The organism is Blastopirellula sp. J2-11, assembly GCF_024584705.1.
Taxonomy (GTDB): Bacteria; Planctomycetota; Planctomycetia; order Pirellulales; family Pirellulaceae; genus Blastopirellula.
The window spans coordinates 690600-706219 of the sequence record NZ_CP097384.1; the positions used below are offsets into that span (position 1 = coordinate 690600).

Genomic DNA, 15620 nt, shown 5'->3' on the forward strand with positions numbered 1-15620 from the left:
ACCATGTCCGATCTGCGATCAAGCGAGCCAGATTCGCCACGGCGCATGCAGGGCCGATTTCAAGCTTTGAATTTGAGCGGCAAATATGTCGCGAGAGCGATCGCCGCGCTGGTTGCCTTTGCGACGTTTGTCACCGTTGGTTTGATCATCGCACTGACCAGTCTTTATCAAAGCGGTGGAAATCCCTGGGGCGCGGCCTTGATCATCGGCAGTTTCGCCGCCGTGATCAGCGTTCCGTTCGGCATGTTGTTGGGCGCGGTTGTCGCTCAATTTCTGGGACTGTCGAAGATGAAATTCGATTGGATGCCGCGGTTTACTATCGCCGGTTTGATGTTCGCCACGTTCCTCTGTTGCGCCGTCGCGACCCTGGCGTACTATGCGATCAACGTCGCCAGCGATACTTTGCCGCGGCGGTATCTTTTTATCGTCGTCTCGCTCGCGATGCCGCCGTTGTTGTTGATAGTCGTCAGCGTTGGTCGCATAGTGTTGCGTTGGCTTCATCGTCACAACCATCCCTACAATGCGGAAGTGATTGACGACGACGTCGAGATGTAATCCTGTTGATCGCAGCGTAAGATGACGACTTTCGCTTGCCTGGCCTTCTTGCCGCGAAGTTTCCCGCCATGACTTGGTTGCGTATCGCTATTTTTGTCGTTGCGTTGGTGCTCTTCCCGCAAAACGCGGTTCTGGCTCAACATCCGTTGACCGACGCCAAAGACTTGCGCTGGATCAATTATCTCGCTGCGGAATATCCTGCCCAAATTGAGCGCGTCGTGGTTGACGCCGATCATGTTCAGGTGATTGGAAAGTTGACGACGAAGCTTGCGCTGTCGCTGTCGCTGGTTGAACTCGGGCCGCAGCACGACTCGACGTTGATTCCCGCTGACGGGCGACGATTTCCGCTGCAACCGACGGAAGCAGGCAATTTTTCGATCCAGCTTCCGCGGTTCGCCGCCCAGCGCGATCGCATTTATGCGAAGTGGGTGGTGGTAGAAACGGCGACCGATAAGCAGTGCAGTCGCGCTCACGCCGCGGACGACGTTGCCGCCGCCGCACGGCATCCCGATTTGCCGCGACTTTTTCCGGCCAATAAGAAAGGGCTCAACGGCATCGGCTTGGTGCATGACCTGAATGACTTTGTCGACTTGGGCGTGAAGAACCTGGCGATCAATGTAAATCTTGGTTCGCTGGTGCGCCTTGCAGGAACGCCTGACTGCGAGTCGATTGAGTATGGAGACGTTCGATTAGCGATCTGGCGACCAGCGCTGGAGCAATTGGATGAACTGTTGGGTTTCGCGAGTCGACACGAGATCGTCGCGTCGGCGATTATCCTGGTTCCACGTCTGGATCGCGCTGATCCGCTTGGAAAGCTGTTGACGCATCCCGGCGCCGACGGCGGTCACTACAGCCTGGCCAATGTGGTTGAAGAGGAAGGCTGCGACGCCTATGCCGCGGTGATGCGTTTTCTGGCGGCGCGGTATTGCCGACCTGACGCCAAGTATGGCCGGATCACGCATTGGATTATTCACAACGAAGTGGACGCGGCGCCAGAGTGGACCAGCGCCGGACCGTTGTCGCCGTTGGGCTATGCCGAACAATATGCACGCTCGTTACGGATCGCTTACTACTCGGCGCGAGCGTTTGACCCACACGCCCAGGTCTTCGCGTCGCTGACGCACTGCTGGAACGAGCCGCATCAACCGAGCCCGCGTTACTATCGTGCGCGCGAGCTCCTCGATCTGCTGATCGGTCTTGGCGCCGCCGAGGGAGACTTCTCGTGGGGAGTCGCGTTTCATCCGTATCCGCAAGATCTGGGGAACGCGCGAACCTGGCTCGACGCCCAAGCGATCGCCAGCGACGATTCTCCGCTGGTGACGTTTAAAAACATCGAAGTGCTCGACCGTTGGGTTCGGCGTCCTGAAAATCGTTCTCAAGGAGCTCCGCGAACGGTCTTGCTCTCCGAGCAAGGATTCCACTCGCCGGACTACAGTGCAGCGTCGCAAGCCGTTCAGGCGGCCGCCCTGGCTTACGCATGGAAGAAGATCGAGCGCCTCGAGACGATCGAAGCGATGCATTACCATCGCTGGATCGACCATGAGAAAGAAGGTGGATTAAAGTTGGGGTTATGGACCGTGCGAGCCGGCACGATCACCAGCGCCGGCGAAAAGAAGCAAGCCTGGCGCGTCTTTCAAGCCTTGGCGACGCCGCAGCAAGCGGCGGCGATTCAATTTGCGTTGCCGATTATCGGGATCGACGATTGGAGCGAGATTGTGAGCGCCGCTAGCAGCACAGAAAATAGTGGCTCCGGCGAATGAAATTCGACCTGAAGCAGGTTATTTCATTTTCAAAAACGCTCGCCAGCCGGTGCGATGGGGCAGCGGAACGTTGAGCCCTTCGTTGTGCGAATGGACAGGCTCCACCGTATAGAAAATCGTGGGGTCGCTTGCTGTCGCGATCTTGAGGAGGCGTTTCAGCTTGCGGCGGCGGCAATTCATATAGATCAACAGCACCGGCCCGTCTCGTCCTTCGCCGGTGAACGTTGTGACTCGCTGCCCCGCTTCACGCAACGCTTTGGCGGCTTTCGGCCCGTCATGCGGCGAAATCATCCGCACGACGACATGTCCCATCGCCAGCATCCGTTCGAGTCGAATACCGACCGCGTTACCTGCGGCAAAACCGCCAGCATAGGCAAAGAGCAGCACCGGGTTTTCGCCGATTCCGGTAATGACTTGCGAGATCGCAATCGTCCAGACCAGCACCTCAAAAAAGCCGAGGACCACGGACAAACCGAGACGTCCCTGCACGACCGAAATCGTGCGCAGCGTACCGATCGACACATCGACAATGCGCGTGCAAAAAATGAAGATGGCGACGACCCAAACTGGTTGGTCGACGAGAAACTGCATAAAAGGCTCAGACGTCAGGCGTTGCATGTGGGGGTGGAAAGCGAGATTGTCGCGAACATCAACTAGCGCGCTAACCCCATTGCCTGAATTTGTGGGGTTTAATCTGTTTTTCCACTCACTGGACTGCGCCAATGTTCATAAACGGGGCTGATTTGCCCCCAGGCCAGCCCCCCGGATTGCAGCGGATTGGCGGTTTCCCGTTGAATTGCGAAGGAAGACGGCGGCCAATTGCGTGCAAGATTGTGAAATCGCGAACCGTGACGCGCTTTAATCGGACGTCACGACGTGTTATTGTGAATTTCCCGCCTATTGTTACCTTCCTGGGAGTGTTCGCGTGATTTCTCGTATTGTTTCGTTTGCATTTCTCATGCTGCTCAGCTGGACCGCGGCTGCGGTCGCGGCTCCGCGCAATGTGGTGTTGTTTGTTACCGACGACCAGGGAAAAGATGCTGGCTGCTACGGCAACCCGGTCATCCAAACTCCCAACCTCGACGCGTTGGCCGCGGACGGCACGGTCTATGATCACGCCTATGCGACCACTGCGAGTTGCAGCGCCAGTCGCAGCGTTATCCTGACCGGCATTTTTAATCACGCCAACGGTCACTATGGACACGAGCACTCCTACCATCACTTTCGTTCTTACGACAACGTCAAAAGCTTGCCGGTTTATTTGGAAGCGGCCGGTTATCGAACCGCACGAATCGGCAAGTATCATGTCGCGCCGGAGGAGGTCTACCACTTTCAGCACGCGCTGAAGGGGAACAGTCGCAACGCCGTCGAGATGGCGAACAACTCGGCCGACTTTATCGGTGAGGATAGCGACAAGCCGTTCTTTCTCTACATCTGCACGTCGGATCCGCATCGCGGCGGCGGCGTGGTGGAAAGCGATCCTTATAAGCCCGACGCGTTCGGCAACAAGCCGAAAGGTTACCCCGGCGTCGAGACGGTCACCTATGATCCCAACGACGTGATCGTTCCTTCTTTCTTGCCAGATACGCCGACGTGTCGCGCCGAGTTGGCCCAATACTATCAATCGGTTTCCCGCATCGATCAGGGACTGGGGCGTTTGGTCGAAATCTTGAAAGAGAAGGGAGTCTATGACGACACGTTGATCCTCTACATCTCGGATCATGGCATCGCTTTTCCCGGTGGAAAAACGACAACGTACGAGCCGGGGCTCAACTCTCCTTGCATTGTTCGCAATCCCTACAACAAAAAACGGGGATTGCGTTGCGAAGCGATGGTGAGCTGGGTCGATCTCACGCCGACGATCGTCGATTTCGCCAATGCGACGCCGAAGAAAAACAAGATGCAGGGACGATCGTTCCTGAAGACGCTTGATCAAGAAAATCCCGCAGGCTGGGACGAGATCTACGCGTCGCACACGTTCCACGAGATCACGATGTACTATCCGATGCGAGTCGTTCGCAGCGGCAACTACAAATTAATTTGGAACATCGCGCATGGACTGCCGTATCCCTTCGCATCGGACTTGTGGGCGGCGCCGACGTTTCAAGACATCTACAAACAAGGTCCGGACGCTTACTATGGACAACGGACGGTGAAGGACTATATCCATCGCCCAGCCTTTGAGCTGTTTGATCTCTCGTCCGACCCCTACGAATCGCACAATCTGGCCGACGTTGAAAAGTACTCCGACGTTAAAAAGGAAATGCAAGAGAAGCTGAAAGCATTTCAGAAGCGGACCGCGGATCCCTGGATCTCGAAGTGGGACTACGAATAGCAGTCGCGTCACGAGCGATCTCTGGAGAACGCCCTGATTGGGCGTTCTTTTTTTGTGCGCGGCGGCAATTTAGAGATTCCTCCCCCGGAGGGTTCCTTGGTTCCGCTGCCGATCCGACCTACAATACAGGGTCGTTTGAGCCAATCCGGGAACCATCATGAATTTGCCGACCGAACCGTCAAAACTTGCGCTGCATGCCTATCGAAAGTGCGGTCATGCTCAGTAGTATCCATGACGACGCCGCCGTGGAAGCGGTGCGCAAGCGATTAGGGCTCGACCCGCATCGCCTGCGCCGGCTGCGTACGCGGCTGCTGAAGCTGCAAGGTTCGGACGAAGCGGCGCTGCAGGAATTGCCGGATGCGGCTCGTCGCGCGTTTGCCGCCGAGATCCGTTTTCATGAACTGACGCTCGACCAGCGTTTCGATTCGCAACTGGACGGCGCTTCGAAGTTACTGTTTCGCACTGATGATGGAATGCTGCTGGAGTCGGTCATCTTGCGGGTCGCCACAGGACGCACGGCGCTCTGCGTTTCGTCGCAGGTCGGCTGCGCGGCGAATTGCGATTTTTGTGCGACCGGCAAAATGGGGATCGCCCGCAGTCTTTCGGCGTCCCAGATTTTAGACCAGGTCGTGCAGGCCAATCAGTTGCTGCAGCCGGAAGGCCGCAAGATCCGCAACATCGTCTTCATGGGGATGGGCGAGCCGTTCCACAATACGTCGGCGGTTCATGAAACGCTGGAAAAGCTGATCTCCCCTCACGGATTTGATCAATCGCCCCGACGAACGTTGGTTTCGACGGTTGGCTTGCCTAAGGCGATGATCGAGTTCGCCCGCAAGTTTCCGAAGGTGAATCTTGCGCTCAGCTTACATAGCGCGATCCAGTCGCGCCGCACCGAGATCATCCCTCTAGCGGCCAAATTCGATCTGCAAGAATTGCGAGCCGCGCTCGATCAGGTCGCCGCCGTCCAGCAGCAGTCGATCATGATCGAGTATCTCATGTTGCGGGGGATCAATGATGGCCCAGAAGATCGCGCGGCGCTAGCCGACTATCTTCGCGGCTTGCCGGTGCACATCAATCTGATTCCCTACAACCGCGTTGATGCGGCGCCTCATCTAGAGGGAACGTCGAAAGAAGACCGCGAAGCGTTTGGCGCCGCGCTGCGCGCCGAAGGCTATACCGTGACGATTCGCTATTCTCTTGGCGCCGACGTCGACGCCGCCTGCGGACAACTCGTGCGGCGAGAGAATCGGCGAATTGCGGCCGCCGCCGCACAATAATCGACTTGCGACGATAGTGAAGGAAACCGACCGATGCAGTACGCGTGGACTTATCCGATTTATTTGATTGCTCACAGCGGCGGATACGCTTCGATCGTGGATCCCCAAGATGACTCGCAGCAGTTGCTAGTCGCGGTGACGACTGAAGAGAAGGCGTTGGAGTTCATGCAGAATTTCGGCATCCTGGGCGCTCCCCGACAATTGAACAACGATCGCGAATTCGCCTGGCTGCTGGAAAGCTTGCGGGAGCCTGTAACGCGGGTCTGTTTTGATCCCGATCCGCGTGAAGAAGCGGTGAACGCCGCCTGGTCGACGACGGTTAAGTCGCTGCTGAACGATCGGCTGGAAGTCGATTATTCACCGTGGAGTTATCCGGTTTATCTGCTGCGACTGGAGTCCGGTTTTAGTTCGATCGTCGGCGCCGATGCCGAGGGGAATGAGGTCGTCGTCCTTTGCCTGTTTTCCAACAGCCAGCTGGCCGAAGAGTATCTGGCCGCTTCGGGCGATTCTGGGGCCGTCGAATCAATCGATAACATGGCGTCTACGCGCGAACTGATGGAGTCGCTGCAAGCTGAAATCGCGGCCGTTGCCGTCGATCCAGAGGTGCGTGATTCGCAGCGCGTCGCGAGCCATTGCATCGGCCTTGAAATGCTACTGAACAAGTATCTGATTCACGCCTGAATTTAGGCGTGCTAGTTGATTGCGCATTCGATTGCGAGTCAATTGAAATGCCAAAGTTTTCAATATAAATTCTTCCTGAAGGGGCTTTGCGGGTTAAAACGCCCTTCGCATGGCTATTTTTCGGTTTTGCGGGAAAATATCGGGCATCCGCACGTCAATAAACGCCCAGTTTCTAAGGCGGCAGATTCCTTCTTAAGTCCCAGCAGCGGCCTGCCATTTTCCGCAGCAATTTTTTTGGGCAGCATTTCGCGCTCTACGTACGATTTGTTTTGCGTTCTCCTCTCTCTTGCCGCAGCTAGCAGGCAAACAAACGCCAATCATGCTTCTGTCTGTTTTGTCATGATAACGCTCGTTCGCTGGGCGCCCCACAAATCAGCGAATGCCTGCCAAACCGACATTCGGTTTCCCACACGATTCCCCATCGTCGTCGGAGACCACGCGAAACCCAATCGCGACCTACACAGCACCAAGGGGCTGGAACGATGTGGAACAGACTGAAGCAAGTGACGCCGCAGACTTGGATTGCGGCAACCTGTTTGCTGCTGCTTGCAGCACCGATGTACGGAGAGCATGTGGTGCGAACGGCGCGTCGCATCTCCCTAGTTCATGGCTATCAACAATCGTTGCCCGGATTTGCGGGCCGATATCAGTTGGATGTGGATGAAGCCTATCACTGGTGCGACGGTAGCGAGGGCCGCGTGCTGGTCTTTAGCCAAGTCGGAAGCGGCAATCAGCATCGCCAGGTCGTTTTGACCGACTTAGACTACGTTTCTCAGGGCGTCTACCGCCTGGATGTCGTCGGCAAGCTCGCCGGCGTTTCTTTGATTCCACGTCTTCACCCGGTGGTGGAACTCGTCCTGGAAGATGGTCCGAATCACATTCATTCGGTCCACTTTCGCCTGACTCCCCACGGAGTCGAACACGCCTACCGCGAGGAGCTCCCCGCTCCCGCCGAATTTGACCCCGCCTATGTTGTCGACGTCGTTACGGCGTCGTCCCCTCTCGATTTTTCGTCGTAAGACTCCCGCCGCAGCGCAGACCTTCCGAACAGAGTTCACAGAAGATGGCAATCAAAATGAACGAATCGAAATCGACGCCTAATTGGATCACAACGCTGTTGACCGCCGTGATTCTGACCGTCCTGGCCTATCCGCTCTATGGTGATAACGCTCTCTGGCTGGTTCGCCGCACTTGCTTGGTCGAAGGGTTTCAACGCCCTGACGATCTATGGCATCAAGATTATGCGTTGGTCGCTGAGCGCGATGTCATCTTGAAAGGTGGCGGAGAACGCAAGATGTTGCTGTTCGCTTCCGAAGAAGATCAGACCAAGCCGGTCGAAGTCTCGAAGCGGCACGTTGTGGTTTTGACCGACTCGTCCTATCACGAATCGGCCAGCTTCAAAGTAGAGTTCAGTGGGCCGATTTTTCGTGCGACTGTCCTTCCTCATCGTGAGCCGATCTTTGAGGTCGTATGCCACGGCGAAGGGGGCGTCGGTCTGGTTTGTCAGCGATTTCTGCTGGGGCGCCAAGGGGTGAAGCAGATCTTCCCCGAGGTTCGCTCGCCCAACGATGCGATTACTTCGATTCCGGCGATTCGCCCAGGCGCGTAAGCGTCGCGCCGACATAACTTGCTCCGGTGCGTCCCTGTGGGGGCTCGCTGGTCAAGATCAACGTATTGCGATTGATCGCGGTCCAGACAAATCCTGTTAGTCGCTGATCATCCGGCTGCACGATTGTCAACGTTGGGCCATCGACCTTGTAGGCTCCTGCCAGGTTTAAGCGGGGGCGGACAAGCTTGAACTGATCGTTTTTGGCCTTCTTGATGGCGACCTGATGCTCGGCGCCCAGCGGCAGCGTCATCAGCCATTGCCCTGAATAGTCCACCGGTTCTTGCGGCGTCCAGTTAAGCGTGATCGATTTCTCCGTCTTCTCTTGCTTAGCGGGCTTGGCTTGTTTCGGCGGCTTCTGCGGTTGGACTACGACCTGCGGTTTAGCGGCCGGCGCATCCGCGCGATCGATCGCGGCGCTGTTTTTGTCGACTTGGGATTCGATCTGTTCCAAGCGTTGCTCTAGCTGACGAATCTGGGCGAGCAGTCCGTCAATCAATCCTTCGCCCGGCTCTGCGGCTCCGGCAGCGGTAGCCAGCATAAGCGTCGCCGCACAAAAAAGTGTGATCAGGTAGCGAAGCATGAGCGTGTTCCTTGAAGGTGCGTGTAATGCAGAGAATGGTCGGAATCGCTATTTATCGTAATCAGTCAACTCGCTTGGCGGAAACGCCGCTCGCAACGCGTTCAAAACCACGATCACATCAATCATCTCTTGCGATATCGCTCCCGCCACCGGAGGCAGCCAGCCGACGGACGCGACCACCATCCCGATCATGCTGAGCGCGATTCCCCCCACGGCGCTTTGGAGAGCGATCGTGCGCATACGGCGACCGATATGGAGCAACTTGTCGACGGTTTCTAGCGAACTGTCGAGAACAACGACTCCGGCCGCTTCGGTGGTGACGTCGCTGTTTTGACCAAATGCGACGCCAACGGTCGCCGCCGCAAGAGCCGGAGCGTCATTGACGCCGTCTCCCACAAACAGGGTCGCAGAGCTGGCCGTTTCGCGTTGGACAAGCTCAAGCTTCTCTTCCGGAGTTTGGTTGAAATAGACCTCGTGGATACCGACTTGATCGGCCAAGAATCGGGCCTCTGATTCTCGGTCGCCGGTGACTAGCATCAGCTTGCTGATCTGATGTCGCCGTCCCAGGTGATCGATAAACCGCTTTCCCTCGCGGCGCGGCGCATCGCGAAAGAAGTAGACCGCCGCTAACTTTTCATCGACCAGCACAACGCACTCCAGGCCTCCTTGTTGCTCCGGAAGCGTCGCCACCGTCTGTGCTTTGGCGAGTTGTTTGCGACTGGTGATCCGCACCTGGCGGTCGTGGACGTGACCGCGCATTCCTTGGCCAGGGCGTTCGCTGACCTGAGTAACGTCATAGGTCGCAACGGACGCCGCTTCCGCCGCTTTCTGGATCGCCGCCGCAAGCGGGTGCTTGGAGTAGCGTTCCAGGCTGGCGACCAACGCGAGCGTTTCCAGTGGATCGCATTCGGCCGAGTTCCACTGGTCATAGATGCGGGGCTCGCCATAGGTCAATGTCCCTGTCTTGTCGAAGATCACCGTGCGGCAACGATCGACCTGTTCAAGCACCGCCGGAAGACGAATGATGATTCCCATTTGAGCGGCGAGCGAAATCGAGCCGATGATCGCCACCGGAATCGCAATTAACAAAGGGCAGGGGGTCGCAACGACGATGACCGCGAGAAAACGAGTCGCATCGCCGCTGACGTACCAGGCCGCGCCAGCGATCGCCAGAGCAAGCGGCGTATAGTAGGCGCCCAATTGGTCCGCTAGTCGGCGCATGCGCGGACGCTGCTGTTCCGACTTGCGCATCACCTCCATGATTTTCGCATAGCGCGAGTCGACCGCTTGTCGTTCTGCCTGAATCGTCAACGCTCCATCGCCGTTGACCGCGCCCGACATGACGCTGGTCCCTGGCGTTTTCGACATCAGGTAGGGTTCGCCGGTCAAATACGATTCGTCCATGACGCTGTGTCCCTCGATCACGACTCCATCGACCGGGGAGACTTCGTGCGGCAAGATTACGACGATATCTCCCACGTCAATCGCGTCGACGGCGACATCCTCTAAAGCGGCGCCGTTGCGACGATGCGCGATCGAAGGAAGTCGTTTGGCCAGCGCTTGCAGGACAGCGGAAGCGCGGCCGACGGCGAACGACTCGAGCGCCTCGCCCCCCGAAAGCATCAGCACGACGATCGAGCCGGCCAAGTACTCGCCCAGCAGCGCTGATGCGATGATCGAAATACCTGCGAGCAAATCGGCGCCAAAATCGAAGTGAACAACTTTGTGAAGCAGTTCCAAGATCAGCGGAACGCCCCCGATTGCAAGCGTGATCCACAGCGGCAGGTTGAACGTGTCCGAAGCCGCATCGCTTCCAAACCGCAATAAGAGATGAACGGCGATTCCGACAATTGCGAGTAAAGCGATCGCTAATTGCCGCCGCCGCCAAAGCAGGCGCCAGAACGAGACTTGGGGCGCCGAGGAATTTGCTGGCGGATTCATACAGACACGTCAAATCGAAGGATTTTTGGCAATGGATGCGTCAGTCTAGCGAATCACCTACGCTCAGGGGGACTTTCGTCTTCAAGCCGAGGGGAGAAAATCCCCCCCTTTTCGTTCGCATGCATAGCATGATCCGCTAGAATGCGGGAGTGTCGAACCTATCTCCTCTTTCTACTCGATACGTTATGTCTCGTTTTCTGCTTGTTCACCTTGCGATCTCGTTTTTACTCGTTCCGACTGCAGTCGCGGTTGCCGAAGAGGCGCCTCCTGATCGTTCGGCTCTGATGACGGCTCGCATCGACCAGCGGCTGTTGGAGCGTCTGGCGTCAGAAGGAGTTGAGCCGGCGCCGAAGGCCGACGACGGCGAGTTTCTGCGCCGCGCCTCACTGGACCTCAGCGGCACAATCCCACCGGTGGCGATCACGCGCGATTATCTGGCCGATAGCTCGCCCGAGAAGCGGCGCCAATTGATCGATCGTTTGCTGGCTTCACCGGCGTTCGCGTCACACTTGGCCAGTACTTGGCGCGAGATCATCTTGAAGCCGACCGATGACTTTCAGCAGTTGCAAAATCAGTTTGCGCTGCAAGCCTGGCTGCGTGAGCAGTTTTTGGAAAATGCTCGGTACGATCGCATCGTCGAACAGTTCATTACCGCCAGCAGCGAGCAAGATGGTCCGGTTTACTTTTACGATGCGCTCGATTTGAAACCGGAGCAGTTGGCGGCTGAGACGTCGCGGATTTTTCTGGGGCTGCATATTCAATGCGCCGAATGTCACGATCACCCGTTCGATGACTGGAAACAGCAAGACTTTTGGGGCTACGCCGCCTTCTTTGCCCGGGTCGCCAAGCGGGATAGCGCGATGGGGCGAATCTCGTTGGTCGATCGAGAAGCGGGCGAAGTGAAGATTCCCGACTCGGAAGAAACCGTCGCGCCGCTTTATCCCGGCGGCAGCGCGCCCAGTGATCGCTTTGGCGGCACCCGTCGGCAGAAACTGGCGGTCTGGATGGTTGCTCGCGACAATCCTTACACGGCCCGCCGCGCGGTGAACTGGGCGTGGGCGCATCTGTTTGGTCGCGGTTTGGTGGAGCCGGTGGATGATCTTTCGCCGCTTAATGCGCCCAGCCATCCCGCGTTAATGGAGGAGTTGACGCAATATTTTATCGAATCGGGCTACGACCTGCGACAATTGTTGCGGACGCTGGCGATGACCGACGCCTACGCGCGCAGCAGTCAAAACGTTGCTGGTCAGCGTCCGGAACTCTTCGCCAGCATGGCGATCAAATCACTCTCGCCCGAGCAACTATACGACAGCGTTCTAAGACTAGGACTGATTCGTGAGACGGTCGGCGACCCGAGCAACCAGGCGCCGCAGTCTTTCAATCAATCGCAGCAACGACTTCAATTTGTCGCTCGGATGCGCACCGTTTCTCTGGACCGCACCGACTTTGAAACCGGAGCGCCGCAAGCGCTCGCGCTGATGAATGGCCCGCCGGTCTCGTTGGCGACGGCGCCAGAAACGAGCGGGTTTTTGAAGTCGTTGGAAGCTCCCTTTTTTAGCGATGAACAGCGTGTCGAGTTGATCGCATTGGCCGCCTACTCGCGACCGCCGACCGCGGAAGAGCGACAACGATTTAGCGAGTACCTGGCGACCGCTTCGCCCAACGAAAAGAAGCAAGCGCTGGGCGATCTGTTGTGGGCGGTCGCCGCCAGCGCCGAGTTTATGCTCAATCATTAACGAGAGGATGGGTGATGGCAGCGACCGATCGACGACGATTTTTGCAGCAAGCGATGCTCGGCGCCGCGAGCTGTTCGTGGTTGCCTGCGTTGGTGCAAGCCGCTGCCGAGCAACCGGTCAAACGCCGCTGTATCGTGCTTTGGATGTCGGGCGGACCGAGCCAGATGGACACGTTTGATCTGAAGCCGGGTCATGCCAACGGCGGCGAGTACAAAGAGATCGAAACCAGCGTTCCCGGCCTCAAGTTCAGCGAGCATCTGCCGCAATTGGCCAAACAGGCCGATCGCTTGGCGATTTTGCGCGGCATGAGCACCAAGGAAGGAGATCACATTCGGGGCTCTTATTTGATGCACACCGGAGAGCGTCCCGGCGGACCGCTCCGCTATCCGGCGATTGGAGCGTCACTGTCGAAAGCGTTGGGGGATCCGCAAGCCGATCTGCCAAACTTTGTTGCGGTCAATCCAAACGCTGCATTTAGTCAGGCGTCGATCGGCGGCGGTTTTCTCGGTCCAAAGTACGCCGCGACGACGGTTGGCCAGCGCACGATGGTTGGTCCGGCCAACCCAACCGCCGATGCAACAGGGCCCGTGGATCTAGGGGTCGACTATTTGCAATTGCCCGGCGAGGTTTCGCCAGAGCGAGCCGAGGCGCGGATGAAGCTGTGGCGCGGCCAACAAGAGTCGTTTTTGGCGCTGCGCGATGCGGCGGCGCCCAAGTCGCACGATACGGTTTTTCGCCGCGCAGTGCGGATGATGAATCCCGCAGCGGCGGCGGCGTTTGACCTGCACCAGGAAGAAGACGCCGTGCGTGAGTCGTATGGAAATGGCCGGTTCGGCCAAGGTTGCTTGATTGCCCGTCGTTTGATCGAACGTGGTGTGCCGTTTGTCGAAGTGACGCATGGCGCTGACGGGCTGGGATGGGATACGCATCAAGCGAACTTTGCCGGCGTCAAAACGTTGTCGGCGGAACTCGATCAGGGGTGGTCAACTCTGATGCGTGAATTGGACGAGCGCGGCTTGCTCGATTCGACGACAATCCTCTGGATGGGAGAGTTTGGGCGAACTCCGCAGATCAACGCCAACGCAGGACGCGATCATTTTCCGGACGCTTGGAGCTGCGTCTTGGCCGGCGGAGGCATTGCCGGCGGTCAAGCATATGGCTCGACCAGCGAAGGGGGGCAGGAGGTGGTCGATGGGAAGACCGAAGTGCCCGATCTCATCGCGACGCTTTGTGCGGCGGTGGGAGTCGACCCGGCGACCGAGAACATTTCTCCTCTGTCGCGACCGATCAAGATCAGCGAGGGGGCGCCGATTCGTGCGTTGTTGTCGTAAGCAATCGCTGTTGGCCTGTTTACTGCTGCTCGGTTTGAGTGCTTGTCGCCCTGCCGAAAAACAGGCGCCGTCGCCTGCGCCGTCCAATACGACGACCGAGCAAATCGCACCGGACAAGACCGAAGAAGCGGTTGCAGCGTTGCCGCCAGCGGAAGAGATGCCGAAGGAAGCAGTTGTTGCTGAATTACCGACAGTGAAACGACCGACGCCGCAGAAGTTGCTGGTGATGGCCGATCGCCAGCCGCTGTTGCTGGAGGTCTTGCTTTGGATCGATGGTCGCCCGTTTGACGAAGCGTTGGCGGCCCTCTCTGACAAGGTGATCGGCATGGCCGATACCGATGGGGATGGTATCTCGACTTGGGACGAACTGGCCGATAACCCGCAGTTCAATCGAGGGCAACTCGGCAGTCTTTCCTTTGCAAAGCCGCAGGAACGTGTCCGGCTGATCAATCTGTACGACGTCAATCGCAATGGTCGCGTCGACGCCGACGAGACCCCGCGGTTGCTGACTCGCAATCGCGGCAAGGCCCGCGAGTTTTCGGTCGATCCTCGCGCATATTCCACGTTTCGTCGCAGTCGCGAGCAGTCAGACGTCTTGCGGGTGCTGGATCAAGATGGGGATCAGTGGCTATCCGCGGATGAAATGGAAGCGGCGGAAGTTTTGCTGCGTGCGCGTGACGCCGACGCCGATGGGATCATCTCTGCCGCCGAACTGGCTCCCCCGCGCAGCCCGAGGATGGGAATGCCGAGCAGTACCGGCTGGCGCGGCGAACTAGGCGCGTTCGTGCTGGATGAAAATACCGCCTGGCCACAGGTTTTTCGTTCTTTGGAGACGATTTACAACTTTGGATCGGCGATCGAAATTGCGACCGTATTCGGCGAAAATTCGCCGCTGAGGATGATCGATGAAGATGAAGATGGTTATCTCGAGTTTCGTGAAGTCGCTCGCATCGCGCAGCTCCGACCGAGCGCCACGCTCGAAATTCGCTTTGGCGAGCGAGCCGAAGGAGAAGCGTTTTTGGCGCTGACAATCTCTCCCGACGCCGATTGCCGGTTGCAGGAGACGGCGTTTACGGCGAGCAAAGCCTTGGCCGACGGAAATGGCCGACTATTGATTCATGCCGCCGACGACATCAATTCGCTGCAATCGAACAGCCAGGCCCAAAATCTACTGCAGGTCTATGATCGAGATAAGAACGAGTATCTCGAGCAGGAAGAATTCCCCGATAACCTGGTGGAGCGGCTTACTTTCGCCGCAATTGACACCGACGAGAATGGCCAAGTGACGCTGGAGGAATTGTCGACGGCCCTGGCGAATGTCGATCTGGTGAAGGCCTGTCAGATTCGGGTGCAGCGAATCGGCGAGATTGATCCCCTGTTCGCCCTCTTCGATGAGAACGGTGATGGGCGCCTGGCGACGCGGGAACTGCGTTTGGCGGCAAAAAAATTGAAGAAACTGGACGCCGATGGGGATCAAGTGGTTACGCTGGCTGAATTCCCGGCCTTTGGTGGTCTCGTGATCTATCGGGGGGGAGATCGCGATGGAGCGGCGCTCCCTGCTCGCGAGGCTCAATCGCCGATCGAGGGGCGTCCCGATTGGCACGCGGGAATGGATTTTAACGGCGACGGCGATATCAGTTGGCCCGAGTTTCTCGGGAATCGAACGCAATTCGAGGAGCTCGATCGAGACGGGGACGGGCTGCTTTCGGTGGTTGAAGTGGGGAGCAAGTCGATCTAAACTTTCCTTGCTTCTTGGGCAGCCCGTGGAGGACGCACACACGAGTTCTTCATGAAATATTCGCCGAGGATTTACGA

Annotated in this window: 13 protein-coding genes; 10 read left to right on the forward strand and 3 right to left on the reverse strand. The window is 57.7% G+C overall.

Features of this window, described 5'->3' with window-relative positions:
* Positions 1-3 precede the first annotated feature (3 nt).
* Together M4951_RS02840 and M4951_RS02845 are read left to right on the forward strand one after the other, a co-directional pair.
* Positions 4-555: a hypothetical protein gene (locus tag M4951_RS02840; protein ID WP_262024975.1), complete on the forward strand. Its 552-nt coding sequence runs from the start codon at positions 4-6 to the stop codon at positions 553-555.
* Positions 556-623: 68 nt separating this feature from the next.
* Positions 624-2315, forward strand: a complete 1692-nt coding sequence (locus M4951_RS02845) for a DUF5722 domain-containing protein (RefSeq protein WP_262024976.1) — start codon at positions 624-626, stop codon at positions 2313-2315.
* An 18-nt stretch (positions 2316-2333) separates the two neighbouring features.
* On the opposite strand, the gene M4951_RS02850 is transcribed toward M4951_RS02845, so the two are convergent.
* Complete coding sequence (locus M4951_RS02850; protein ID WP_262024977.1) at positions 2334-2906, reverse strand: DUF2179 domain-containing protein; 573 nt, start codon at positions 2904-2906, stop codon at positions 2334-2336.
* Positions 2907-3240: 334 nt separating this feature from the next.
* Here M4951_RS02850 and M4951_RS02855 point away from each other — a divergent pair, with 334 nt between their 5' ends.
* The 5 genes from M4951_RS02855 (at position 3241) to M4951_RS02875 (ending at position 8217) form a co-directional block, all read left to right on the forward strand.
* The gene (locus tag M4951_RS02855) at positions 3241-4650 is read left to right on the forward strand and encodes a sulfatase (RefSeq protein ID WP_262024978.1); all 1410 of its coding nucleotides are present in this window, start codon (positions 3241-3243) and stop codon (positions 4648-4650) included.
* Positions 4651-4865: 215 nt separating this feature from the next.
* Positions 4866-5927 carry a 23S rRNA (adenine(2503)-C(2))-methyltransferase RlmN gene (gene rlmN, locus M4951_RS02860; protein WP_262024979.1) on the forward strand — a complete coding sequence of 354 codons (1062 nt, stop codon included), beginning with the start codon at positions 4866-4868 and terminating at the stop codon, positions 5925-5927.
* A 33-nt stretch (positions 5928-5960) separates the two neighbouring features.
* Positions 5961-6608 carry a hypothetical protein gene (locus M4951_RS02865; RefSeq protein ID WP_262024980.1) on the forward strand — a complete coding sequence of 216 codons (648 nt, stop codon included), beginning with the start codon at positions 5961-5963 and terminating at the stop codon, positions 6606-6608.
* A gap of 482 nt (positions 6609-7090) precedes the next feature.
* Positions 7091-7627, forward strand: coding sequence for a hypothetical protein (locus tag M4951_RS02870; RefSeq protein WP_262024981.1), 537 nt, complete (start codon positions 7091-7093; stop codon positions 7625-7627).
* Between the two features lie 56 nt (positions 7628-7683).
* Positions 7684-8217: a hypothetical protein gene (locus tag M4951_RS02875; protein WP_262024982.1), complete on the forward strand. Its 534-nt coding sequence runs from the start codon at positions 7684-7686 to the stop codon at positions 8215-8217.
* Here M4951_RS02875 and M4951_RS02880 read toward each other — a convergent pair.
* Positions 8183-8797 carry a hypothetical protein gene (locus M4951_RS02880; protein WP_262024983.1) on the reverse strand — a complete coding sequence of 205 codons (615 nt, stop codon included), beginning with the start codon at positions 8795-8797 and terminating at the stop codon, positions 8183-8185. The two genes, M4951_RS02875 and M4951_RS02880, sit on opposite strands and share 35 nt — an antisense overlap.
* A gap of 48 nt (positions 8798-8845) precedes the next feature.
* Positions 8846-10738: a heavy metal translocating P-type ATPase gene (locus tag M4951_RS02885; RefSeq protein WP_262024984.1), complete on the reverse strand. Its 1893-nt coding sequence runs from the start codon at positions 10736-10738 to the stop codon at positions 8846-8848.
* A 185-nt stretch (positions 10739-10923) separates the two neighbouring features.
* Here M4951_RS02885 and M4951_RS02890 point away from each other — a divergent pair, with 185 nt between their 5' ends.
* Genes M4951_RS02890 through M4951_RS02900 form a run of 3 tightly spaced genes read left to right on the forward strand, consistent with a single transcriptional unit; the run spans position 10924 to position 15543 of the window.
* On the forward strand, positions 10924-12474 hold the full coding sequence (locus tag M4951_RS02890) for a DUF1549 and DUF1553 domain-containing protein (protein ID WP_262024985.1): 1551 nt from the start codon (positions 10924-10926) through the stop codon (positions 12472-12474).
* Positions 12475-12488: 14 nt separating this feature from the next.
* The gene (locus M4951_RS02895; protein ID WP_262024986.1) at positions 12489-13805 is read left to right on the forward strand and encodes a DUF1501 domain-containing protein; all 1317 of its coding nucleotides are present in this window, start codon (positions 12489-12491) and stop codon (positions 13803-13805) included.
* Positions 13789-15543, forward strand: a complete 1755-nt coding sequence (locus M4951_RS02900) for a hypothetical protein (RefSeq protein WP_262024987.1) — start codon at positions 13789-13791, stop codon at positions 15541-15543. Before M4951_RS02895 ends, M4951_RS02900 begins: the two co-directional genes overlap by 17 nt.
* Positions 15544-15620 lie beyond the last annotated feature (77 nt).

Bases quoted from the DNA above. Each gene is read 5' to 3' on its own strand.
- M4951_RS02875 (WP_262024982.1), top strand. From the start codon at position 7,684: ATGAACGAATCGAAATCGACGCCTAATTGGATCACAACGCTGTTGACC.
- M4951_RS02845 (WP_262024976.1), top strand. From the start codon at position 624: ATGACTTGGTTGCGTATCGCTATTTTTGTCGTTGCGTTGGTGCTCTTC.
- M4951_RS02885 (WP_262024984.1), bottom strand. From the start codon at position 10,738: ATGAATCCGCCAGCAAATTCCTCGGCGCCCCAAGTCTCGTTCTGGCGC.
- M4951_RS02880 (WP_262024983.1), bottom strand. From the start codon at position 8,797: ATGCTTCGCTACCTGATCACACTTTTTTGTGCGGCGACGCTTATGCTG.
- M4951_RS02850 (WP_262024977.1), bottom strand. From the start codon at position 2,906: ATGCAGTTTCTCGTCGACCAACCAGTTTGGGTCGTCGCCATCTTCATT.
- M4951_RS02840 (WP_262024975.1), top strand. From the start codon at position 4: ATGTCCGATCTGCGATCAAGCGAGCCAGATTCGCCACGGCGCATGCAG.
- M4951_RS02895 (WP_262024986.1), top strand. From the start codon at position 12,489: ATGGCAGCGACCGATCGACGACGATTTTTGCAGCAAGCGATGCTCGGC.
- rlmN (WP_262024979.1), top strand. From the start codon at position 4,866: ATGCTCAGTAGTATCCATGACGACGCCGCCGTGGAAGCGGTGCGCAAG.
- M4951_RS02870 (WP_262024981.1), top strand. From the start codon at position 7,091: ATGTGGAACAGACTGAAGCAAGTGACGCCGCAGACTTGGATTGCGGCA.
- M4951_RS02890 (WP_262024985.1), top strand. From the start codon at position 10,924: ATGTCTCGTTTTCTGCTTGTTCACCTTGCGATCTCGTTTTTACTCGTT.
- M4951_RS02865 (WP_262024980.1), top strand. From the start codon at position 5,961: ATGCAGTACGCGTGGACTTATCCGATTTATTTGATTGCTCACAGCGGC.